Origin of the sequence: Nonomuraea spiralis (assembly GCF_014648435.1) — a bacterium.
GTDB classification, from domain to species: Bacteria; Actinomycetota; Actinomycetes; order Streptosporangiales; family Streptosporangiaceae; genus Nonomuraea; species Nonomuraea spiralis.
The window spans coordinates 1-15,034 of sequence record NZ_BMRC01000022.1 but is presented as its reverse complement, the minus strand read 5'-3'; the positions used below and the strand labels follow the sequence as shown (position 1 = coordinate 15,034).

General features: G+C 69.5%; 18 protein-coding genes. 8 read left to right on the top strand and 10 right to left on the bottom strand.

The features are described 5' to 3' along the window. Positions 1-45: 45 nt before the first annotated feature. From IEZ27_RS38390 to IEZ27_RS38380, 3 genes are all read right to left on the bottom strand, one after another. A complete protein-coding gene (locus tag IEZ27_RS38390; RefSeq protein WP_189651767.1) occupies positions 46-984 on the bottom strand; it encodes a ribose-phosphate diphosphokinase in 939 nt (312 codons plus the stop codon). An 18-nt stretch (positions 985-1,002) separates the two neighbouring features. Next, positions 1,003-1,446, bottom strand: coding sequence for a GNAT family N-acetyltransferase (locus tag IEZ27_RS38385; protein WP_189651766.1), 444 nt, complete (start codon positions 1,444-1,446; stop codon positions 1,003-1,005). A gap of 68 nt (positions 1,447-1,514) precedes the next feature. Beyond that, positions 1,515-2,168, bottom strand: a complete 654-nt coding sequence (locus IEZ27_RS38380) for an HAD family hydrolase (RefSeq protein ID WP_229824735.1) — start codon at positions 2,166-2,168, stop codon at positions 1,515-1,517. 133 nt (positions 2,169-2,301) lie between these two features. On the opposite strand from IEZ27_RS38380, the gene IEZ27_RS38375 reads away from it, so the two are divergent. Together IEZ27_RS38375 and IEZ27_RS54390 are read left to right on the top strand one after the other, a co-directional pair. Next, on the top strand, positions 2,302-4,101 hold the full coding sequence (locus IEZ27_RS38375) for an alkyl/aryl-sulfatase (protein ID WP_189651765.1): 1,800 nt from the start codon (positions 2,302-2,304) through the stop codon (positions 4,099-4,101). Next, a complete protein-coding gene (locus IEZ27_RS54390; RefSeq protein ID WP_229824734.1) occupies positions 4,098-5,147 on the top strand; it encodes an MBL fold metallo-hydrolase in 1,050 nt (349 codons plus the stop codon). The genes IEZ27_RS38375 and IEZ27_RS54390 overlap by 4 nt, the downstream gene beginning before the upstream one ends. A 13-nt stretch (positions 5,148-5,160) precedes the next feature. On the opposite strand, the gene IEZ27_RS38365 is transcribed toward IEZ27_RS54390, so the two are convergent. Beyond that, positions 5,161-5,388: a hypothetical protein gene (locus IEZ27_RS38365; RefSeq protein ID WP_125643373.1), complete on the bottom strand. Its 228-nt coding sequence runs from the start codon at positions 5,386-5,388 to the stop codon at positions 5,161-5,163. Positions 5,389-5,439: 51 nt separating this feature from the next. Continuing rightward, a complete protein-coding gene (locus IEZ27_RS38360; RefSeq protein ID WP_189651764.1) occupies positions 5,440-6,330 on the bottom strand; it encodes a maleylpyruvate isomerase N-terminal domain-containing protein in 891 nt (296 codons plus the stop codon). 183 nt (positions 6,331-6,513) lie between these two features. Between IEZ27_RS38360 and IEZ27_RS38355 the strand changes: the two genes are divergently transcribed. Further along, positions 6,514-7,266: an NAD(P)H-binding protein gene (locus tag IEZ27_RS38355; protein WP_189651763.1), complete on the top strand. Its 753-nt coding sequence runs from the start codon at positions 6,514-6,516 to the stop codon at positions 7,264-7,266. 51 nt (positions 7,267-7,317) lie between these two features. On the opposite strand, the gene IEZ27_RS38350 is transcribed toward IEZ27_RS38355, so the two are convergent. From IEZ27_RS38350 to allB, 4 genes are all read right to left on the bottom strand, one after another. Continuing rightward, the gene (locus IEZ27_RS38350) at positions 7,318-7,653 is read right to left on the bottom strand and encodes a paraquat-inducible protein A (RefSeq protein WP_189651762.1); all 336 of its coding nucleotides are present in this window, start codon (positions 7,651-7,653) and stop codon (positions 7,318-7,320) included. Positions 7,654-7,717: 64 nt separating this feature from the next. Next, on the bottom strand, positions 7,718-8,521 hold the full coding sequence (locus IEZ27_RS38345) for an inositol monophosphatase family protein (protein ID WP_189651761.1): 804 nt from the start codon (positions 8,519-8,521) through the stop codon (positions 7,718-7,720). Positions 8,522-8,640: 119 nt separating this feature from the next. Further along, positions 8,641-9,783, bottom strand: coding sequence for an allantoicase (gene alc / locus IEZ27_RS38340; protein ID WP_189651760.1), 1,143 nt, complete (start codon positions 9,781-9,783; stop codon positions 8,641-8,643). Then, positions 9,780-10,742 (bottom strand): allantoinase AllB, encoded by a 963-nt coding sequence (allB, locus tag IEZ27_RS38335; protein ID WP_229824733.1) that lies wholly within the window; start codon positions 10,740-10,742, stop codon positions 9,780-9,782. The genes alc and allB overlap by 4 nt, the downstream gene beginning before the upstream one ends. On the opposite strand from allB, the gene IEZ27_RS38330 reads away from it, so the two are divergent. Beyond that, a complete protein-coding gene (locus IEZ27_RS38330; protein ID WP_229824732.1) occupies positions 10,695-11,078 on the top strand; it encodes a FadR/GntR family transcriptional regulator in 384 nt (127 codons plus the stop codon). The two genes, allB and IEZ27_RS38330, sit on opposite strands and share 48 nt — an antisense overlap. 17 nt (positions 11,079-11,095) lie before the next feature. Here IEZ27_RS38330 and IEZ27_RS38325 read toward each other — a convergent pair whose 3' ends face one another. Continuing rightward, complete coding sequence (locus IEZ27_RS38325) at positions 11,096-11,590, bottom strand: hypothetical protein (RefSeq protein WP_189651759.1); 495 nt, start codon at positions 11,588-11,590, stop codon at positions 11,096-11,098. Positions 11,591-11,993: 403 nt separating this feature from the next. On the opposite strand from IEZ27_RS38325, the gene IEZ27_RS55150 reads away from it, so the two are divergent. The 4 genes from IEZ27_RS55150 to IEZ27_RS38310 all read left to right on the top strand — a co-directional run bounded on the left by IEZ27_RS55150 (position 11,994) and on the right by IEZ27_RS38310 (position 14,988). Beyond that, a complete protein-coding gene (locus IEZ27_RS55150; RefSeq protein WP_268246114.1) occupies positions 11,994-12,116 on the top strand; it encodes a hypothetical protein in 123 nt (40 codons plus the stop codon). Between the two features lie 166 nt (positions 12,117-12,282). Next, entirely contained in the window at positions 12,283-12,798 is a 516-nt protein-coding gene (locus IEZ27_RS38320) for an RNA polymerase sigma factor (RefSeq protein ID WP_229824731.1), read from the top strand. Continuing rightward, positions 12,795-13,376, top strand: coding sequence for a hypothetical protein (locus IEZ27_RS38315; RefSeq protein ID WP_189651757.1), 582 nt, complete (start codon positions 12,795-12,797; stop codon positions 13,374-13,376). Before IEZ27_RS38320 ends, IEZ27_RS38315 begins: the two co-directional genes overlap by 4 nt. A gap of 979 nt (positions 13,377-14,355) precedes the next feature. Continuing rightward, a complete protein-coding gene (locus IEZ27_RS38310) occupies positions 14,356-14,988 on the top strand; it encodes a hypothetical protein (RefSeq protein ID WP_189651756.1) in 633 nt (210 codons plus the stop codon). The last annotated feature ends 46 nt before the right edge of the window (positions 14,989-15,034 follow it).

Below are 15,034 nucleotides of genomic sequence, written 5' to 3'. Positions count from 1 at the left end.
CTATGATCCATTCCCGGCCGTCCCGGAAGATCACCGGGCAGGCCGTCAGGATGTGCCGAACAGCGCGCTCACCGACTCGCCGTCGTGGATCCGCCGCATCGCCTCGGCCAGCGCCGGGGCGATCGACAACACGGTCAGTTTGTCACTGGGCTTGGGCGGGGGCACGGTGTTCGTGCAGACGATCTCCATGACCTCCGGGAACGCGCTCAGCCGCTCGATCGCCCCGCCCGCGAACAGCCCGTGCGTACAGGCCAGGCGGACGGAGTTCACGCCCTGCTCGCGCAGGCGGCCGAGCAGCTCGACGACCGTGCTGCCCTTGGCGATCTCGTCGTCGAGGATGATCACGTCCTTGCCCGCCACCTCGCCGATGACCGAGCTGATCACCACGCGGTCGTCGGGGAAACGTTGTTTGGCGCCCATGGCGACGCCGGTGCCGAGCAGCCGGGCGAAGTGCGCGGCCTCCTTGGCGTTGCCCAGATCGGGGGAGACGACGACGGTGTTCGACAGGTCGTAGCGGCGGAAGTGCGCGGCCAGCTCGCGCAGCGCGTGCAGGTGGTCGACGGGGACGCTGAAGAAGCCGTGCACCTGCGGCGAATGCAGCGTCATGGCCAGTACGCGGTTGGCGCCCGCGGCCACCATCAGGTCGGCGACCAGCCGCCCGCCGATGGAGATGCGCGGCGCGTCCTTCTTGTCCGAACGGGCGTAGGCGTAGTGCGGCAGGACGACGGTCGTCCTGGCCGCGGAGGCGCCGCGGGCCGCGTCGATCATGAGCAGCAGCTCGACCAGGTTCTCCTGGGTCGGCGGCACCAAGGGTTGGATGAGGAACACGTCACGCTCCCGGCAATTGGCCTGGAGCTGCACTTCAAGCGCATCGTTGGCGAAGCGGTCGACCTTGACGGGATGGAGCTTCGTGCCGAGGTGGGAGCAGATCTCCTCGGCGAGCTCGGGGTGGGCAGTTCCACTGAAGACCGTGATGTCTCGCACGATTCACAAAGGATAGCTTCACGGGCTCACATAGTGGTGAAGGAGAGCGGGTTCGCCGGCGGCGTTGAGCCATCGTGCGCGGCTGCTGCGGACGCGGCGCCAGCCCAGCCGCTCGTAGAGCGCGATGGCGGCCCGGCCCTCGTGGGAGACCTCCAGGAGCACGGGCGTGCCGGCGGCCTCGCGTACGGTGGCGAGCAGGCGCGGGGCCAGCCCGCGGCCCCTCGCGGCGGGCGCGACGAAGAGCCGTGTGACCTCCGGGCCCTCGGGAGTGTCGGCCAGGCCCACGTGGCCGAGCACCCGGCCGTCCTCGTACGCCACCCAGGCGCGCAGGAGGCCGTGGGGCGTCAGCCAGCCTTGGGGGTCGCCCGGCCAGTCGACGGGGTAGCGGTCGGCGGCGTGCACCAGGGCCAGGGCCTCGGCGCAGGCGTCGAGATCGGCCGGCGTCCGAAGGCGGACCGCCACACCGCCGCCTTCGCGGGCCGTCACGTCTGGGCTTTCACGGGTCGTCACGTCTGGGCCTTTTTGGGATGTCACGTCAGCAGCTCGACGGTGAGGGCGTCGAGGTCGGGGAGCACGCGCCAGGCGATGGCGAGGGCGTCGTCGTCGGGCGGGTAGTCCGCGTGCGGCACGGCGATCACCCGCATGCCGGCCGCGTGCGCCGAGCGCAGCCCGTTGCTGGAGTCCTCGACCGCCACGCAGTCCTTCGGGTAGATCTCCAGCCGCCTGGCCGCCTCCAGGTAACCGTCGGGGGCGGGCTTGCCGCGCGCGACCTCCTCGGTGGAGACCGTGGTCACGAAGTACTCGCGCAGCTCGGACGCGTCCAGCACCACGTCGATCAGCCGCCGCGGCGACGAGCTGGCCAGGCCGAGCGTGAACCGGGCGGCCAGCCGCTGCACGGCCTCGCGCGCCCCCGGCAGCAGCGGCACGCCGTCCTGGTAGCGCTCGGCCATCTGGTCGATCACGCTTTCGGCGATCTCGTCGGGCGTCAGGCGCACCCCCAGCTCGCGCAGGTAGGCCGCCCCCTCGCCGGTGCTCATGCCCATGAGCCTGGACTGCGTGTCGGGCTGCCAGGTGCCGCCGTGGTCGGCGACGTAGGCGCGCCGCACCTGCTCCCAGACGGGTTCGGAGTCGACGAGTACGCCGTCGAGGTCGAACACGCACGCTTCCATGACCACCCCCAGCACGATCGGACTGGAACCACCCAATCACACCGCCGAAGCCGGTACGCCGCCCCGCCCTGCCCTTATTGCCCGAGTTTCATGCTATTGGGGCTGGTTGTTGAGCTACGACTTCCCGATCGGGGGCATGCGAGCAGACATGGCAGACCTTCCATTTCATGACACGGGTGACTTCGAGGACGCGGATCGTGGCTTCATCGCGAAGCTGACCCCCGGCGTGGTCACGTCGCGGAACGGCAAGGTCGTCTGGGACAACGACGCCTACACCTTCCTCGACGCCGAATGCCCCGACACCGCCCATCCCAGCCTCTGGCGGCAAGCCCAGCTCTGCGTCAAACAGGGCCTCTACCAGGTCACCGACGGCATCTACCAGATCCGCGGCCTCGACCTGTCCAACATGACCCTCATCGAGGGCGACACCGGCGTCGTCATCATCGACCCCCTCATCTCCACCGAATGCGCCGCCGCCGCACTCAGCCTCTACCGCGCCCACCGCGGACCCCGGCCCGTCACCGCCGTCATCTACACCCACACCCACGTCGACCACTTCGGCGGCGTACGCGGCGTCACCACCGGCGACGTCCCCATCCTCGCGCCCGCCGGATTCATGGACCACGCAATCTCCGAGAACATCCACGCCGGACCCGCCATGAACCGCCGCGCCACGTACATGTACGGCCAAACCCTCCCACCGACCCCCGGCGGCCAGCTCGGCTGCGGCCTCGGCATGACCACCTCCAGCGGAACCGTCTCCCTCATCCCGCCCACCGTCCACATCACTCACACGGGTCAGGAAGAGACCATCGACGGCATCCGCATCGTCTTCCAGCTCACCCCCGACACCGAAGCCCCCGCCGAGATGAACATGCTCTTCCCCGACCACAGGGCCCTCTGCATGGCCGAGAACGCCACCCACAACCTCCACAACATCCTCACCCTGCGCGGCGCCCCCGTCCGCGACGCCCACCGATGGGCGCGCTACCTCACCGAGACCATCGACCACCTCGCCGCCCACGCCGACGTCGTCTTCGCCTCCCACCACTGGCCCACCTGGGGCACCGCCCAGCTCACGGCCTTCCTCACCGAGCAACGCGACCTGTACGCCTACCTCCACGACCAGACCCTCCGCCTCCTCAACAAGGGCCTCACCGGCCCCGAGATCGCCGAACACCTCCGCGTCCCACCCGCCCTCGAACGGGCCTGGCACACCCACGGCTACTACGGCTCGGTCAACCACAACGTCAAAGCCATCTACCAGCGCTACCTCGGCTGGTACGACGGCAACCCCGCCCACCTGTGGGAACACCCGCCCAGGGAAAGCGCCATCCGCTACGTCGAGTGCATGGGCGGCGGCGCGGCCGTCGTGGCCTTCGCCAGGAGGTACGTCGAGGAGAACGACCTGCGCTTCGCCGCCCAGCTCCTCAACCACGCGGTCTTCGCCGACGAGGGCAACAAGGCCGCCAGGGACCTGCTGGCCGAGGTCTACACCCGGCTGGGCCACGGCGCCGAGAACGCCACCTGGCGCAACGCGTACCTGACGGGGGCGATGGAACTGACCGACGGCATCGTGCCGACCCCGCTCAGCACCACCTCGCCGGACCTGGTCGCGGCCCTGACCGTGGAGCAGATCCTCGACTCGCTCGCCATCCGCGTGGACGGTCCCAAGGCGTGGCACGAGAGCCTGTCCATCGACTGGCACCTGACGGACCTGGGGGAGCTGCACCGCACCACCCTGTCGAACGGCGTGCTGGTCCAGCGGCTCAACCCCCCGGACGAGCCCGTGGACCTGACGCTCCGCCTGACCCGTACGCAGCTGCTCGGCCTGGTGGCAGGGAAGGGTGTGGAGGGGGTGGAGCGGGAGGGGGACATCACGGCCCTCCAGCGGCTGGTCGCCATCCTCGACTCACCGACCCGCGACTTCGCCATCGTGACCCCATGAGCCATCGTGACCCCATGGGCCGTCGTGACCCCATGGGCCGTCGTGACCCCATGGGCCGTCGTGACCCCATGGGCCGTCGTGACCCCATGGGCCGTCGTGACCCCATGGGCCGTCGTGACCCCATGGGCCGTCGTGACCCCATGACCGGTCCGCATCCGCCGGGGCGGCCCGTCTCGGCGCAGCTCATCCGGAGCTTCTCCGTCGGGACGCTGTCGTGCGCCCTCATCAGCGACGGCCAGATGGAACCGCCGTGGGAGCCCGCGCTGGCCGACTTCTTCACCCCCGACGCCGGCGTACCGGAGGACGAGCTGCGCGCGGCCGAGCAGCACGAGGAGCACGGGCGCACCACGCTGGCCTGCGGCTACAACTGTCTGTGCGTGGAGACCTCGGCCGGACTCGCGGTGATCGACACCGGCCTCGGCCGGAACTTCCTCGGCTACGGCCCGGACATCTCACCCCTGGTCGGCCAGCTCGGCGCCGGGCTGCGCGCGCTCGGGTTCACGGCCGCCGACCCGGCCGCCGTCGTCCTGACCCACCTGCACGAGGACCACGCGCGCGGAGCCGTCTGGTCAGGCCGTCCGACCTTCCCCGAGGCGACCGCGTTCGCGCACTCGGCGGAGATCGCCTACTGGTCGGACGCCGCCTCGCAGGCGCCCGGCGAGCAGCGCGGCCCGGCGCAGGAGGCGATCAGGCTCTTCGGCGAACGGCTGCGCCCGGTCGAGTACGACACCGAGATCCTGCCCCATGTGCACACCGTGAACGCCGCCGGTCACACGCCGGGGCACATGGCCGTCCTGCTGAAGTCAGGACGGGAGCGGCTGCTCTGCGTGGGCGACTCCTTCTACGACCGGCTCCAGCTCAGCCACCCCGAGTGGCGCACCCCATGGGATCTGGACGGCGAGCGCTCGGTGCGCAGCCGCCGCCGGATCCTGGAACGGGCGGCGGCCGAACACCTGCCGGTGCACGCCTACCACATGCCCTTCCCGGGCCTGGGCCTGGTCGAACGCCAGGGATCGGCGTTCAGGTGGAAACCGATTCTGTTCTGATCCCATCGGCCTCTCAGAGCTTGTACAGCTTGTTGAACGGTGTCGGGATCCGCTCCTGCCGTGAACCGAAGTCGACCAGTACGGCGACATCGTCCTCCACCCCGATGACGACCCCGAGGCCGTAACGGTCGTGGCTCACCCGGTCGTGCATGTCGAACCGCTCGGCGGGTGGGGCCGGAGGCGGCGGCTTGAAGGGACTTGTGGGCAGGTGACGACGAGAATCGCCGCTAGCTCGCTTCATCTCCTCCAGTATGCGCCCCCTTGAGGGATACTCGGGATCGAACCTCGCTTTTCACACCCGTACGGACTCGGTGTGCGAGCGCGGGCGGGTCGTCGTGGGCAGGCGTACGAACCGCAGGAAAGCCGGCAGCAACCACGGACGGCGCCCCCAGACGGCGAGTTTGCCGGTGAGCGCGGCGCGCGTCCTGGAGACGCGGCCGAACAGCAGGAGGTTCAGTGTCGCCGGGTCGAACCGCACGTGCGCGTCCACTCCCGCGTCCACCTCGGCCACCGACACCCGCCCGTGGTCGAGCACCAGCGCCGCCGGCGCGGTGTGCGCGGAGTGGAACCCGACGGCGATCCGGCGGCGCGGCGCGGGCGAGCCGGTGTCCATCAGGCTTCCGTAGTCGTTCCTGATCATCCCGACGAGGAACAGGTCGAAGAACAGGCCGGCGTCCCGCGCGGGCAACGCCCATGGGGTACGGGTCGCGCGGGCGACGTCCCAGCCGTGCAGCAGCAACTCGTTCACCAGGTGGGCCAGCACGCCCGCGATGGGCACCCGCGCGTCGCCGAGCCACGGGACGGGGGTCGCCGGGTCGACGTCGGCGGTGACGCGCAGGATCTCCCGGATGTCGTCGCGCAGCCGGTCGGCCAGGACCAGCGGGTCGCGTTCTGCGGAGTGCCCGAACGCCAGCTCGTTGAGCGTGCTCACCGTGTCCACGTTGGCGCCGAGAATCGCCTCCTCCAGCCCCGGGAACGGCGACGGCACCTCGCCCGGCCGCACTGTGGAGGTGTAGAGCGTGGCGATCATGCCGACGTGGGCGGCGGTCTCGGCGACGGTCCATTCCCCGGTCGCCATGGTGTGGGGGTCGACGATGGAGATCAGCTTCGCGAACCGGTCGCCGGTCGCCTTGAGCGAGCCGCGCGCCGACGCCCATTTGTCGTACGTGATGTGCCCGGCCATGTTCGCTCCCTTCCGCTCAGCGGGCGGGGTCACGATCACGGTAACCCGGGTGATCTGGCCAGGTTTCTCAAGGAATGCTCCCTTTCGGGGCTGCCGTGGGCGCGGATTATGCCGTGGAAAAAGCAGTGGCGTCCCGTCACGCCCGGCAGTTCACTTTGATCACTCATTCTCAGAGGGAGATCCATGATCGTAATCTCGGCCGCGTCGGGCGTGCTCGGCCGTCTCGTCATCGACCGGCTGCGTACCAGGGCGGACGTCGTCGCCGCCGTACGCGATCCCGCGCGGGCCCCGGAAGGCGTACCGGTGCGGCGGGGCGACTACGACGACCCGGCGAGCCTGCGTACGGCCTTCGAGGGCGCTGCCCGCCTGCTCCTGATCTCCTCCCCGGAGCTCGACCCCGCCCGCAGGACCGCCCACCACCTGGCCGCCATCGCCGCCGCCGTGGACGTGGGTGTGGGCGCCGTCGCGTACACCAGCTTCCTGGACGCCGACACCGTCGCCACCGGCATGACCGAGGCCCACCACGCCACCGAGCAGGCCCTCATGCGCAGCGGCCTGCCGTACACCGTCCTGCGCCACCCCTTCTACAGCGACGCGTTCGTCCCTCGTGTGTCGGACGGCGTACTGGCCGGGAGCACCGGAGGGCGTGGCCTGAACACCGCGTTCCGGTCCGACCTGGCCGAGGTGGCGGCCGACGTACTGACCGGCGAGGGCCACGAGGGCCGCGCCTACGACCTCACCGGACCGCTGTGGACCCACCCGCAGCTGGCCGAGGCCCTGGGCGTGCCCTACCGCGAGGTCCCGGACGCCGCCCCCGGCCCGATGGCCTGGCTCAACGCCCGGATCCGCACCGGCGCCCTGGAACGCCAGACCCCGGACCTGGAACGCCTCCTGGGCCACCCCGCCAAGACGATGCTCTCCCACGTCCTGCCGTGACAGGTCGCACCGCTGGCGTACCCGGCGAATCGCTCAGCGAACGGGCAGGGGTCAGGGCAGCTCGCGGCGTACCAGGGCCTTGGCGAACGGTTCGCCGGTGGCGCGGGCGTGTGCCATTCGGGCGCGGGCCGCACTGAGCGTGCGCGGACGGTAACCGGGCCCGCCGCAACAACTCTTGTGGAACCGGACGTCCGCGTTCAGCAACAGCGAGAGCACCCGCCACGCCGCGGTGTCCCGCCGGCGCGGGGCCGCGAAGGCGGAACCCACATGGATCAGCGACTCGCCGCACCGCGGGCACGTCCGGCCCTTGTCCCCGGGAAGCGGATAGGGCTGCTTGTACGAGGCGCGGCAAGGCAGGCAGACGAACGACGTCTTCGCATGACCCATACGCCCAGAGTAGCTTTGATCAACAGAAATTCCGCGTCGCCGAGCAAGCCGGGAAGATGCGGAGCTATCCGGCAGCCTGCTGTGCCTCCGCGAGGATTGCCACGAGGTCGGTCACCAGCTCGGGGCCGGCGGCGATCGTCGCCTGGGAGGCCATGTCGTGCGGGCTGCCGTCGAGATCGACCACCACGGCTCCCGCCTCGCGGGCGATGACGACGCCCGCCGCGGTGTCCCACGGGTTGTTGCTGAGCATGACGTTGGCGTCGATCCGGCCGTCGGCCACCCATGCGAGATCGATCGCGGCCGAGCCGAACATCCGGACGCGCTGGACGCGGGCGGCCAGTCCTTCCGTCAGGGCGAAGCGGGGTCTGTTGCGTTCCGGCGCGTTCTCGCCGACCGCGTAGTCGCCGAGGGCGACGATGGCGTCCCGCAGGTCTCGGGCGCCGCTGACCTGGATGTGCGATCCGTTGGCCTTCGCACCGGCGCCTTCAGCGGCCGAGTAGCGGAGGTTCAGGAACGGCAGCCCGATGACTCCGAGCAGGGACGTGTCCCCGTCGACCAGGCCCAACGAGACTCCGCACAACGGGATGCCGTGGAGGAAGTTCGCCGTGCCGTCCACGGGGTCCAGCACCCACGTCAAGCCTTCGCCCGCCCGGCTTGTGCCCTCCTCCTCGCCGAGGAAGCCGATCTCGGGTGTCTCGCGCGACAGGAACTCTCGTACGGCGTGTTCCACGGCGAAATCCACCTCCGTGGCCATGTCACGGTCGCCCTTGGCGGTGACGACGCCCGGAGCCTTGCTCGTGATGATCGCGCCGGCGATCGACGCGGCTTGCTCGGCGACGGGAAGAAGTGTTCGGACGTCGATGGTCATGCAGGTTCGCTCCGCTCTCGCGTACAGGGTGGAACCAATACTCTCGATGAGAGCGGCATGGGGTTCGGTGCGCCGGGCCGGGTGGAGGGCCCACCGCTCGTACCCTCCTGAAGGGCCGACTACGAGGCGGTGGTCATCAGCAGGGACATCACTGCTGGAGGCAGTACGTCGCCGCCGGTGAACGGCCGCCGGTTTACGAGTTCCTGCGCGGACACACCGGGCACACCGGCCCCGCGAAGCACCTCGACGGCGTGTCCGGCCGGGAGCAGGTCGAGCCAGCGGAGTACGGCCGCCCGATGGGCGTCGGCGACCAGCTCGCCGTGCACCCTGAGCCTGGCCAGGCCGCCGTCCGGGAAGACGCCGAGGCGGACGTGCGTCACGGGCGCGGCCGACGCCGAGCGGAGGAAGTGACGGGTGTCCGGCTGGAGCCGGGTCTTCGGAACCAGGTCGAACCACTCCGCGTCTTCGTCCGGACGGTCGGCGTCTGTCCCGCTCAGCGAGGCCCAGCCGGCCGCGTTGCCGACGAAGTACGACGTGTCGATCTCCACCCGGCGCACCCGTCCGCGGGCCGCCAGCCTGACCGTCACGTAATCGTTGCCGCCGTCGCGGCGGCGGGCGTTCTCCCAGCCGTCGCCCATGATCCTGGCCCTGCCGGGCAACAACAGTTGCAGCGGCGCGGAGTAGAACGTGTTCGAGCAGGCCACCACGTCTCCGCCGTGCTCCAGTGCGGCCAGGTCGATCGTGCCGTCCAGGAACCGTGGGTCCGGCACCGGCTCGCCGTGCACCCGAAACCGGGCCACCCCGCCGTCGGGGTAGATGCTCAGCCGGACGTGCGTCCAGCGCCGCCGGTCCGCCACCTGGAACGTGTTCTCGGCGTCGCCCCTGATCTCGCTCTTCCCGACGATCGTCTCCCAGCTCGCCCGCTCCAGTTCGTCGGGTGACGGCGCTCCCTCGACGCTGGTCGCCTCCACCGAGGCGTACGGCGGATAGTTGCCCTTGAACCAGGCGGTGTCGATCACCACGCCGTGCACCACGCCGGGGACGCCGAGCCGGACGATCGCGTGATCGTGGCCGGGTTCGCGCCGGCGCCGGGTCTCCCAGCCGTCGTACACCTTGCCCTTGTGGCCGAAGTCCTCCGTCGAGAACACGGCGGGACCAGCCTTGATCAGGTTCTCGCGCTCGGCGAACAACTCGTCGTTGGCGTACACGACGCTGCCCGCCAGCGTGCGCGAGGCCAGGTCGGGAAGGTGGGTGAAAGTCATGTTTCTCCTCGGTTGAGCAGCCGGCCCCGCGAAGGGCCGTCGATGCCGATCCGTACGCCCCGCAGCCAGCTTCCGCGGACCACGTCTGCGAACCGGCGGCCGTGGTAGGGCGTCACGGGGTTGCGGTGGTGCAGCCGGTCCTTGTCGACCACGAACACCTCATCGGGCGCGAACACACAGAAGTCGGCCTGAAAGCCCGGCGCGATCCGGCCCCTGCGGGACAGCCCCGCCACCTCCGCGGGACGTTCGGCCATCCAGCGCACCACGTCGGCCGGCGTGTGGCCGCGGCGCCGGGCCTCGGTCCACACCGCGGGCAGGCCGAGTTGCAGCGACGCGATGCCGCCCCACGCGAGGCCGAAGTCGCCGGTGTCGAGCCGCTTGAGCTCCGGCGTGCACGGCGAGTGGTCGGAGACCACGCAGTCGATCGTGCCGTCGGCGAGCCCCTGCCAGAGCGCCTCGCGGTTGGCCGCCTCGCGGATCGGCGGGCAGCACTTGAACTCGGTGGCCCCCTCGGCGATCTCCTCGGCGGTGAACACCAGGTAGTGCGGGCAGGTCTCCACGGTGATCCGGACGCCGTCGTGCCGGGCCGAGCGGATCATCGGCAGCGCGTCCGAGCTGGACAGGTGCAGGATGTGCACCCGGCAGCCGGTCCGGCGGGCCAGCTCGACGATTTGCGCGATCGCGAGGTTCTCCGCGCCGCGCGGCCGGGAGCGCAGGAAGTCCCGGTAGCTCGCGCCGTACGCGGGCGGGGCGTGGTCGATCACCTGCGGGTCCTCGGCGTGCACGATCATCAGCGCGTCGAACGCCCGGATCTCGCGGAGCACGTCCGCCAGGTCGTCCGGCTCCAGATGGGGGAACTCGTCCACGCCCGAGTGCAGCAGGAAGCCCTTGAATCCGAAGACGCCCTCGTCGTGCAGCCCGCGCAGCTCACGCAGGTTGCCGCCCGGCTCGCCGCCCAACGACGCAAGCCGTCAGACCTCGACGAGCTGAGGAAGGCGCTGGAGCGGTGCACCACCGCTCACCAGGCCGCGGACCTCGACGCGTTCGCCGACGCCGACGTGGACTTCCACCTGGCCATCGCCGCGGCCTCGCACAACCCCGTGCTGCTGGACCTGTATCGCGGCATGAGCGAGGCGGTGCGCGACACGGTCCGCCGCGATCACTGCATGGAACGTGCCGTGCTCGGCTCCGACACCACCCACCAGGACCTGTACGAGGCGATCGAAGCCGGCGACGCGGCCGGCGCGGCCACGATCGCGCTCGCCATCCTCAACGAGCAGGAACGCGACCTCTGACAACCCCGCTGGCTGATCTACTCCACCCACCACCAGCCGTCGCCCAGGTCCCGTACGGGGCTGCCGAGGTCGCCGGACGCGGTCTGGACGAGCGTCCGGGAGGTCGGCGGGGCCGGCAGGTGGGCGATCCCACTGCCGGTCTCCGCACGCCAGTCCTCGAACACCGGTAGGTAGAGCACCTCTCCTTGCTGCTGCACCTGGCCGTCCATCGACAGGTACTTCATCCACCACGGCACCGTGAGTGGCCGGCCGCTCTCGTGCTCCGCCACAAGGGCGGCGAACTCGTCCCGGTGCAGCCAGAACTGGCCGTCGATGTAGAGGGTCTGCCAGTCGATCCTGAAGATGACCACCCCCAGGAGCGCCGCGATCGTCAGCGTGACGAAGGAACGTACGTGCCGCTTGAGCGACAGATAGGTCATCACCGCGGCGAAGGACCAGAGAACGGCCCATGCCCAGGCCGCCGCGATCGCCGGCATGCTGAACCACCAGATCGCCTGGAACAACTTCTCCACATCCTGATCCAGCGTTCTGGTCGTCTACCTGGACGGTTGACGGGGAGCGAGGCCACGTGTGATCCTCGGCTCACCGTTCTGGACGCTGGATTCTGTTTTGTGGGTGCGCGGTCGCCGTGCATGATGCGTTGCAGGCTCCAGCGACAGACACCGATGCCGAGAGGTGGCTCTGTCGTGTCTCTGCCCTTCGCTGTCCTGATCCCGGTTCTGCCCTGGCTGGTGCTCGGCTCTGTCGCACTCGTACGTGCGCGGCGGGAGGACATCCCGACGATCGTTCGTGCTCTCGCCCGATGGGGACGCCGCTGACAACACGGAAGCCGCCGCGTCCGTCACCTGCGATGCGGAGGGCCGGCGAGGGCCGCAGTGTCCCGGGCACCACTGCGCGGTTCTCCCCGGAGGCCACGTGGAGACGACTCTCACCGGGAAGATCGAGCGGCTGCTCCTCACCGGCTCACACGATGGCCGGCCCGCCTTCTGCTTCCTCATGCGGGACGTCGACGGCGTCCCGTCACTCTCGAGCACCTGAACCTGCACCCCGAGCCGCGCACGCTGCCTCGTAGGAAGTCCGGTCGGTCGCGAAGGGGTCTGACCTGCGAATGTAACCCTTTTGTCGGTTCTCACCAAGCAGGGGCGAATCGACGAAGGGAGCATGACCGGTGCGTCGTAAACAGGCGGAGATAGCCACAGATCCTGTGGCCTTCGAGGCCTTCTACCGGCGGAACGTCGATGCGGTCACCCGATTCCTCGCCCGCCGCGTGGACGACCCGCACACGGTCGCCGACCTGGTGGCCGAGGTGTTCGTGGCAGTGCTCGACTCGGCCCACACCTACCGAGCCGAGCTGGGCTCCGAGATCGCCTGGCTCTACGGCGTGGCACGCAAGACGATCTCCGCCGAGCGGCGGCGGGCGTACAAGCAGTACCGGTTGACGGACCGGGTGAGCGGACGACGCTCGCTCGCCACCGACGACGTCGCCAGGCTCGAGGAGCGCATCGACGCGGAGCGGCACGCCAGGCAGGTGTTCGAGGCCATGGCCGAGTTGCCGAAGGGGGAGCGCGCCGTACTGGAGCTGGTCGTGATCGACCAGCTCACGGTCACGGAGGCAGCGCTCGCCCTCGGAATCCGGCAGAGCGCCGCCAAGGTACGCCTGCACCGCGCCCGCCGGACACTGCGGAACCTGCCCTTCGTCATGAGTGGAGCATCAGGATGACATTCGAGGAGCAACTGCTGATGGAACTCAAGGCCGAGATCGCGGGCCGCGCAGAGCGGCACCGGCGCGTCACCCGCCGACTGTACGCGGGAGGCGTGGTGGGCCTCCTCGCCGCGGCGGCCGCGTTCGCCGTCCCCATGCTTACGGGGACGGAGACCCCCGCGTACGCCGTGAGCAAGAACACCGACGGCACAGTGCGAGTGGAGATCAACGAGTTCAAGGACGCCGACCAGCTGGAGCAGGACCTGCGCGCGGCAGGCGTCACGGCCGACATCAGCTACCTCCCGTCCGGCAAGGAGTGCAAGACCGGCAGGGGGAAGACGGTGGGCGCGGTGACGGCCATGGGACCGGGCTCCGACGCGGCCGCCCGCATGCGCGACGGCGGCCTCGACATCAATCCCCGGCACATCGGCAAGGACCAGACGCTGGTGCTGGAGTTCGCCGGCACGGAAAAGGAGACCGCCGAGACTCGTAAGCAGGAGGTGTTGTGGCGGCTGACGGCATCCATGATCACTGGCCAGGTCGGGCCCTGCGTCACGATCGAAGACCCGACGTGGAACGGCGGCAGCCGAAACTGACGTGAGCCTGCCCAAGGCTCGCCCCTGACGGACACCTGTGTGCGGCACCGCGCCGCCGGCTTCGGCGGATGAGCACCCAGCCCCTGTCCCGAGGTTGTCCGGCCCAGCTCAGCTCAGCTCGATGAGTGGCTTCCGCGCACCCACCATGGACGGCTCACATCCAGAGACGCCGGGGCAATGGCGTGGGGCGCGTGACCGCCGTCCTCAAGTCACATACCGATCCTGCTCGCGGCACGCAGCGGGGCGAATTTGCCGCACACCCGGGACGCGGCATGATCCGCCCACCGGACCTCCGCGAGCGCATGGAGACGTACGCCGAGAGCGGGATCTCCCTTCCATGATCTCCGTCACACCGCAACACCTTTGTGGTCCGATCCTGCGCGGCCCCACGAGACCTGTTACCCCGCACGGGCACTCTTCCATGAGGGCCACCGGGCCCGGAAGATCGAAGAAGCCATGGAAACGCTCAAAGCCAGGTCGAGGACCAACCCTTGACCTGGCTTCTCGTCCTTAGAAGGGGTGACGGGAATCGAACCCGCGCTGCCAGCTCGGAAATCGGCGGGATCTCGGCTTGTCAGGGGGGCGTTCGCCTGGGGCTGGGGCCAGTCCTGAGTGACCGTGGTTGACTCCTTGTACCCCGGCTAAACGGTACGACGATCACAGCTGCGAACAGGGATTCGTTCTGTCGGCCCTCTGCTCTACGGTGTGCCACTACGACTCGTCTGTTGTGATCGGAGTGGTGAGCATGGGGTTGACGACGCCCTCGGCGCCGTTCGATGTAGGAGCTGTCTTCCCTGAACTGGCAGGTCAGCACCGGACCACGGTTCGGCTGCATCCACGCCGGGGAGAGCCGGCCATCACGGACAGTTCCATGGGCGGGCCGTTGTTGTGGCCTGCGGATGAGCCTTGGCCGATCTGTCCTGAGCCGCTGTCTCATCACCCCTCGGAGGGTTGGGACCCGCTTCCACTGGTCCCGGTCATGCAGCTGTTCGCCCAGGACGTTCCCGAGCTGCCCTTCCCCGATGACACCGACACCCTCCAGGTGTTGTGGTGCCCGCTCGATCACGAGCCGTACTTTCAGCCTCATACGATCGTGCGCTGGCGTAAGGCGGAAGAGGTCGGAAGTCTGCTCACTAAGGCCCCCGAGCCGGATCCTGACAGCGACGACTCGTATCTCCCTACGGCTTGCGTCCTGTCGCCGGAGCGGGTGGAGGAGTACCCGGATGGCTGGGAACTTCCCGCTGAGCTCAGGGCTCGGATCTGGGCATGGGAAAAGGATGCCGCGACCCCTGACAACTGGAATTACTTCCCGCACCTCTCGGCTGCTCCGGGGAGCAAGGTTGGAGGCTGGGTGGACTGGATCCAGGATCCGGTGCAGTTCGAGTGCGGCAGAGGCCACGAGATGGCACACCTGCTGACCATTGCGAGCTGGGAACTCGACATCCTGAGCAGCAGGCGTTGGGCTCCCGTCGAAGAACGTCCACTGCTCACCCCTCACGCCCCTCCGGAAGTGCAGAACCCCACCGATCTCATGGTCCAGGACGCTGGATCGCTCTATGAGCTTCCCCCTGTAGCACGGACACCTGAGGTGAGGTCACTCCACGGTGTCTGACGGCCTGTAGAGGCCCTCGAACGTGACGGGGCTGTGCATTCCGATG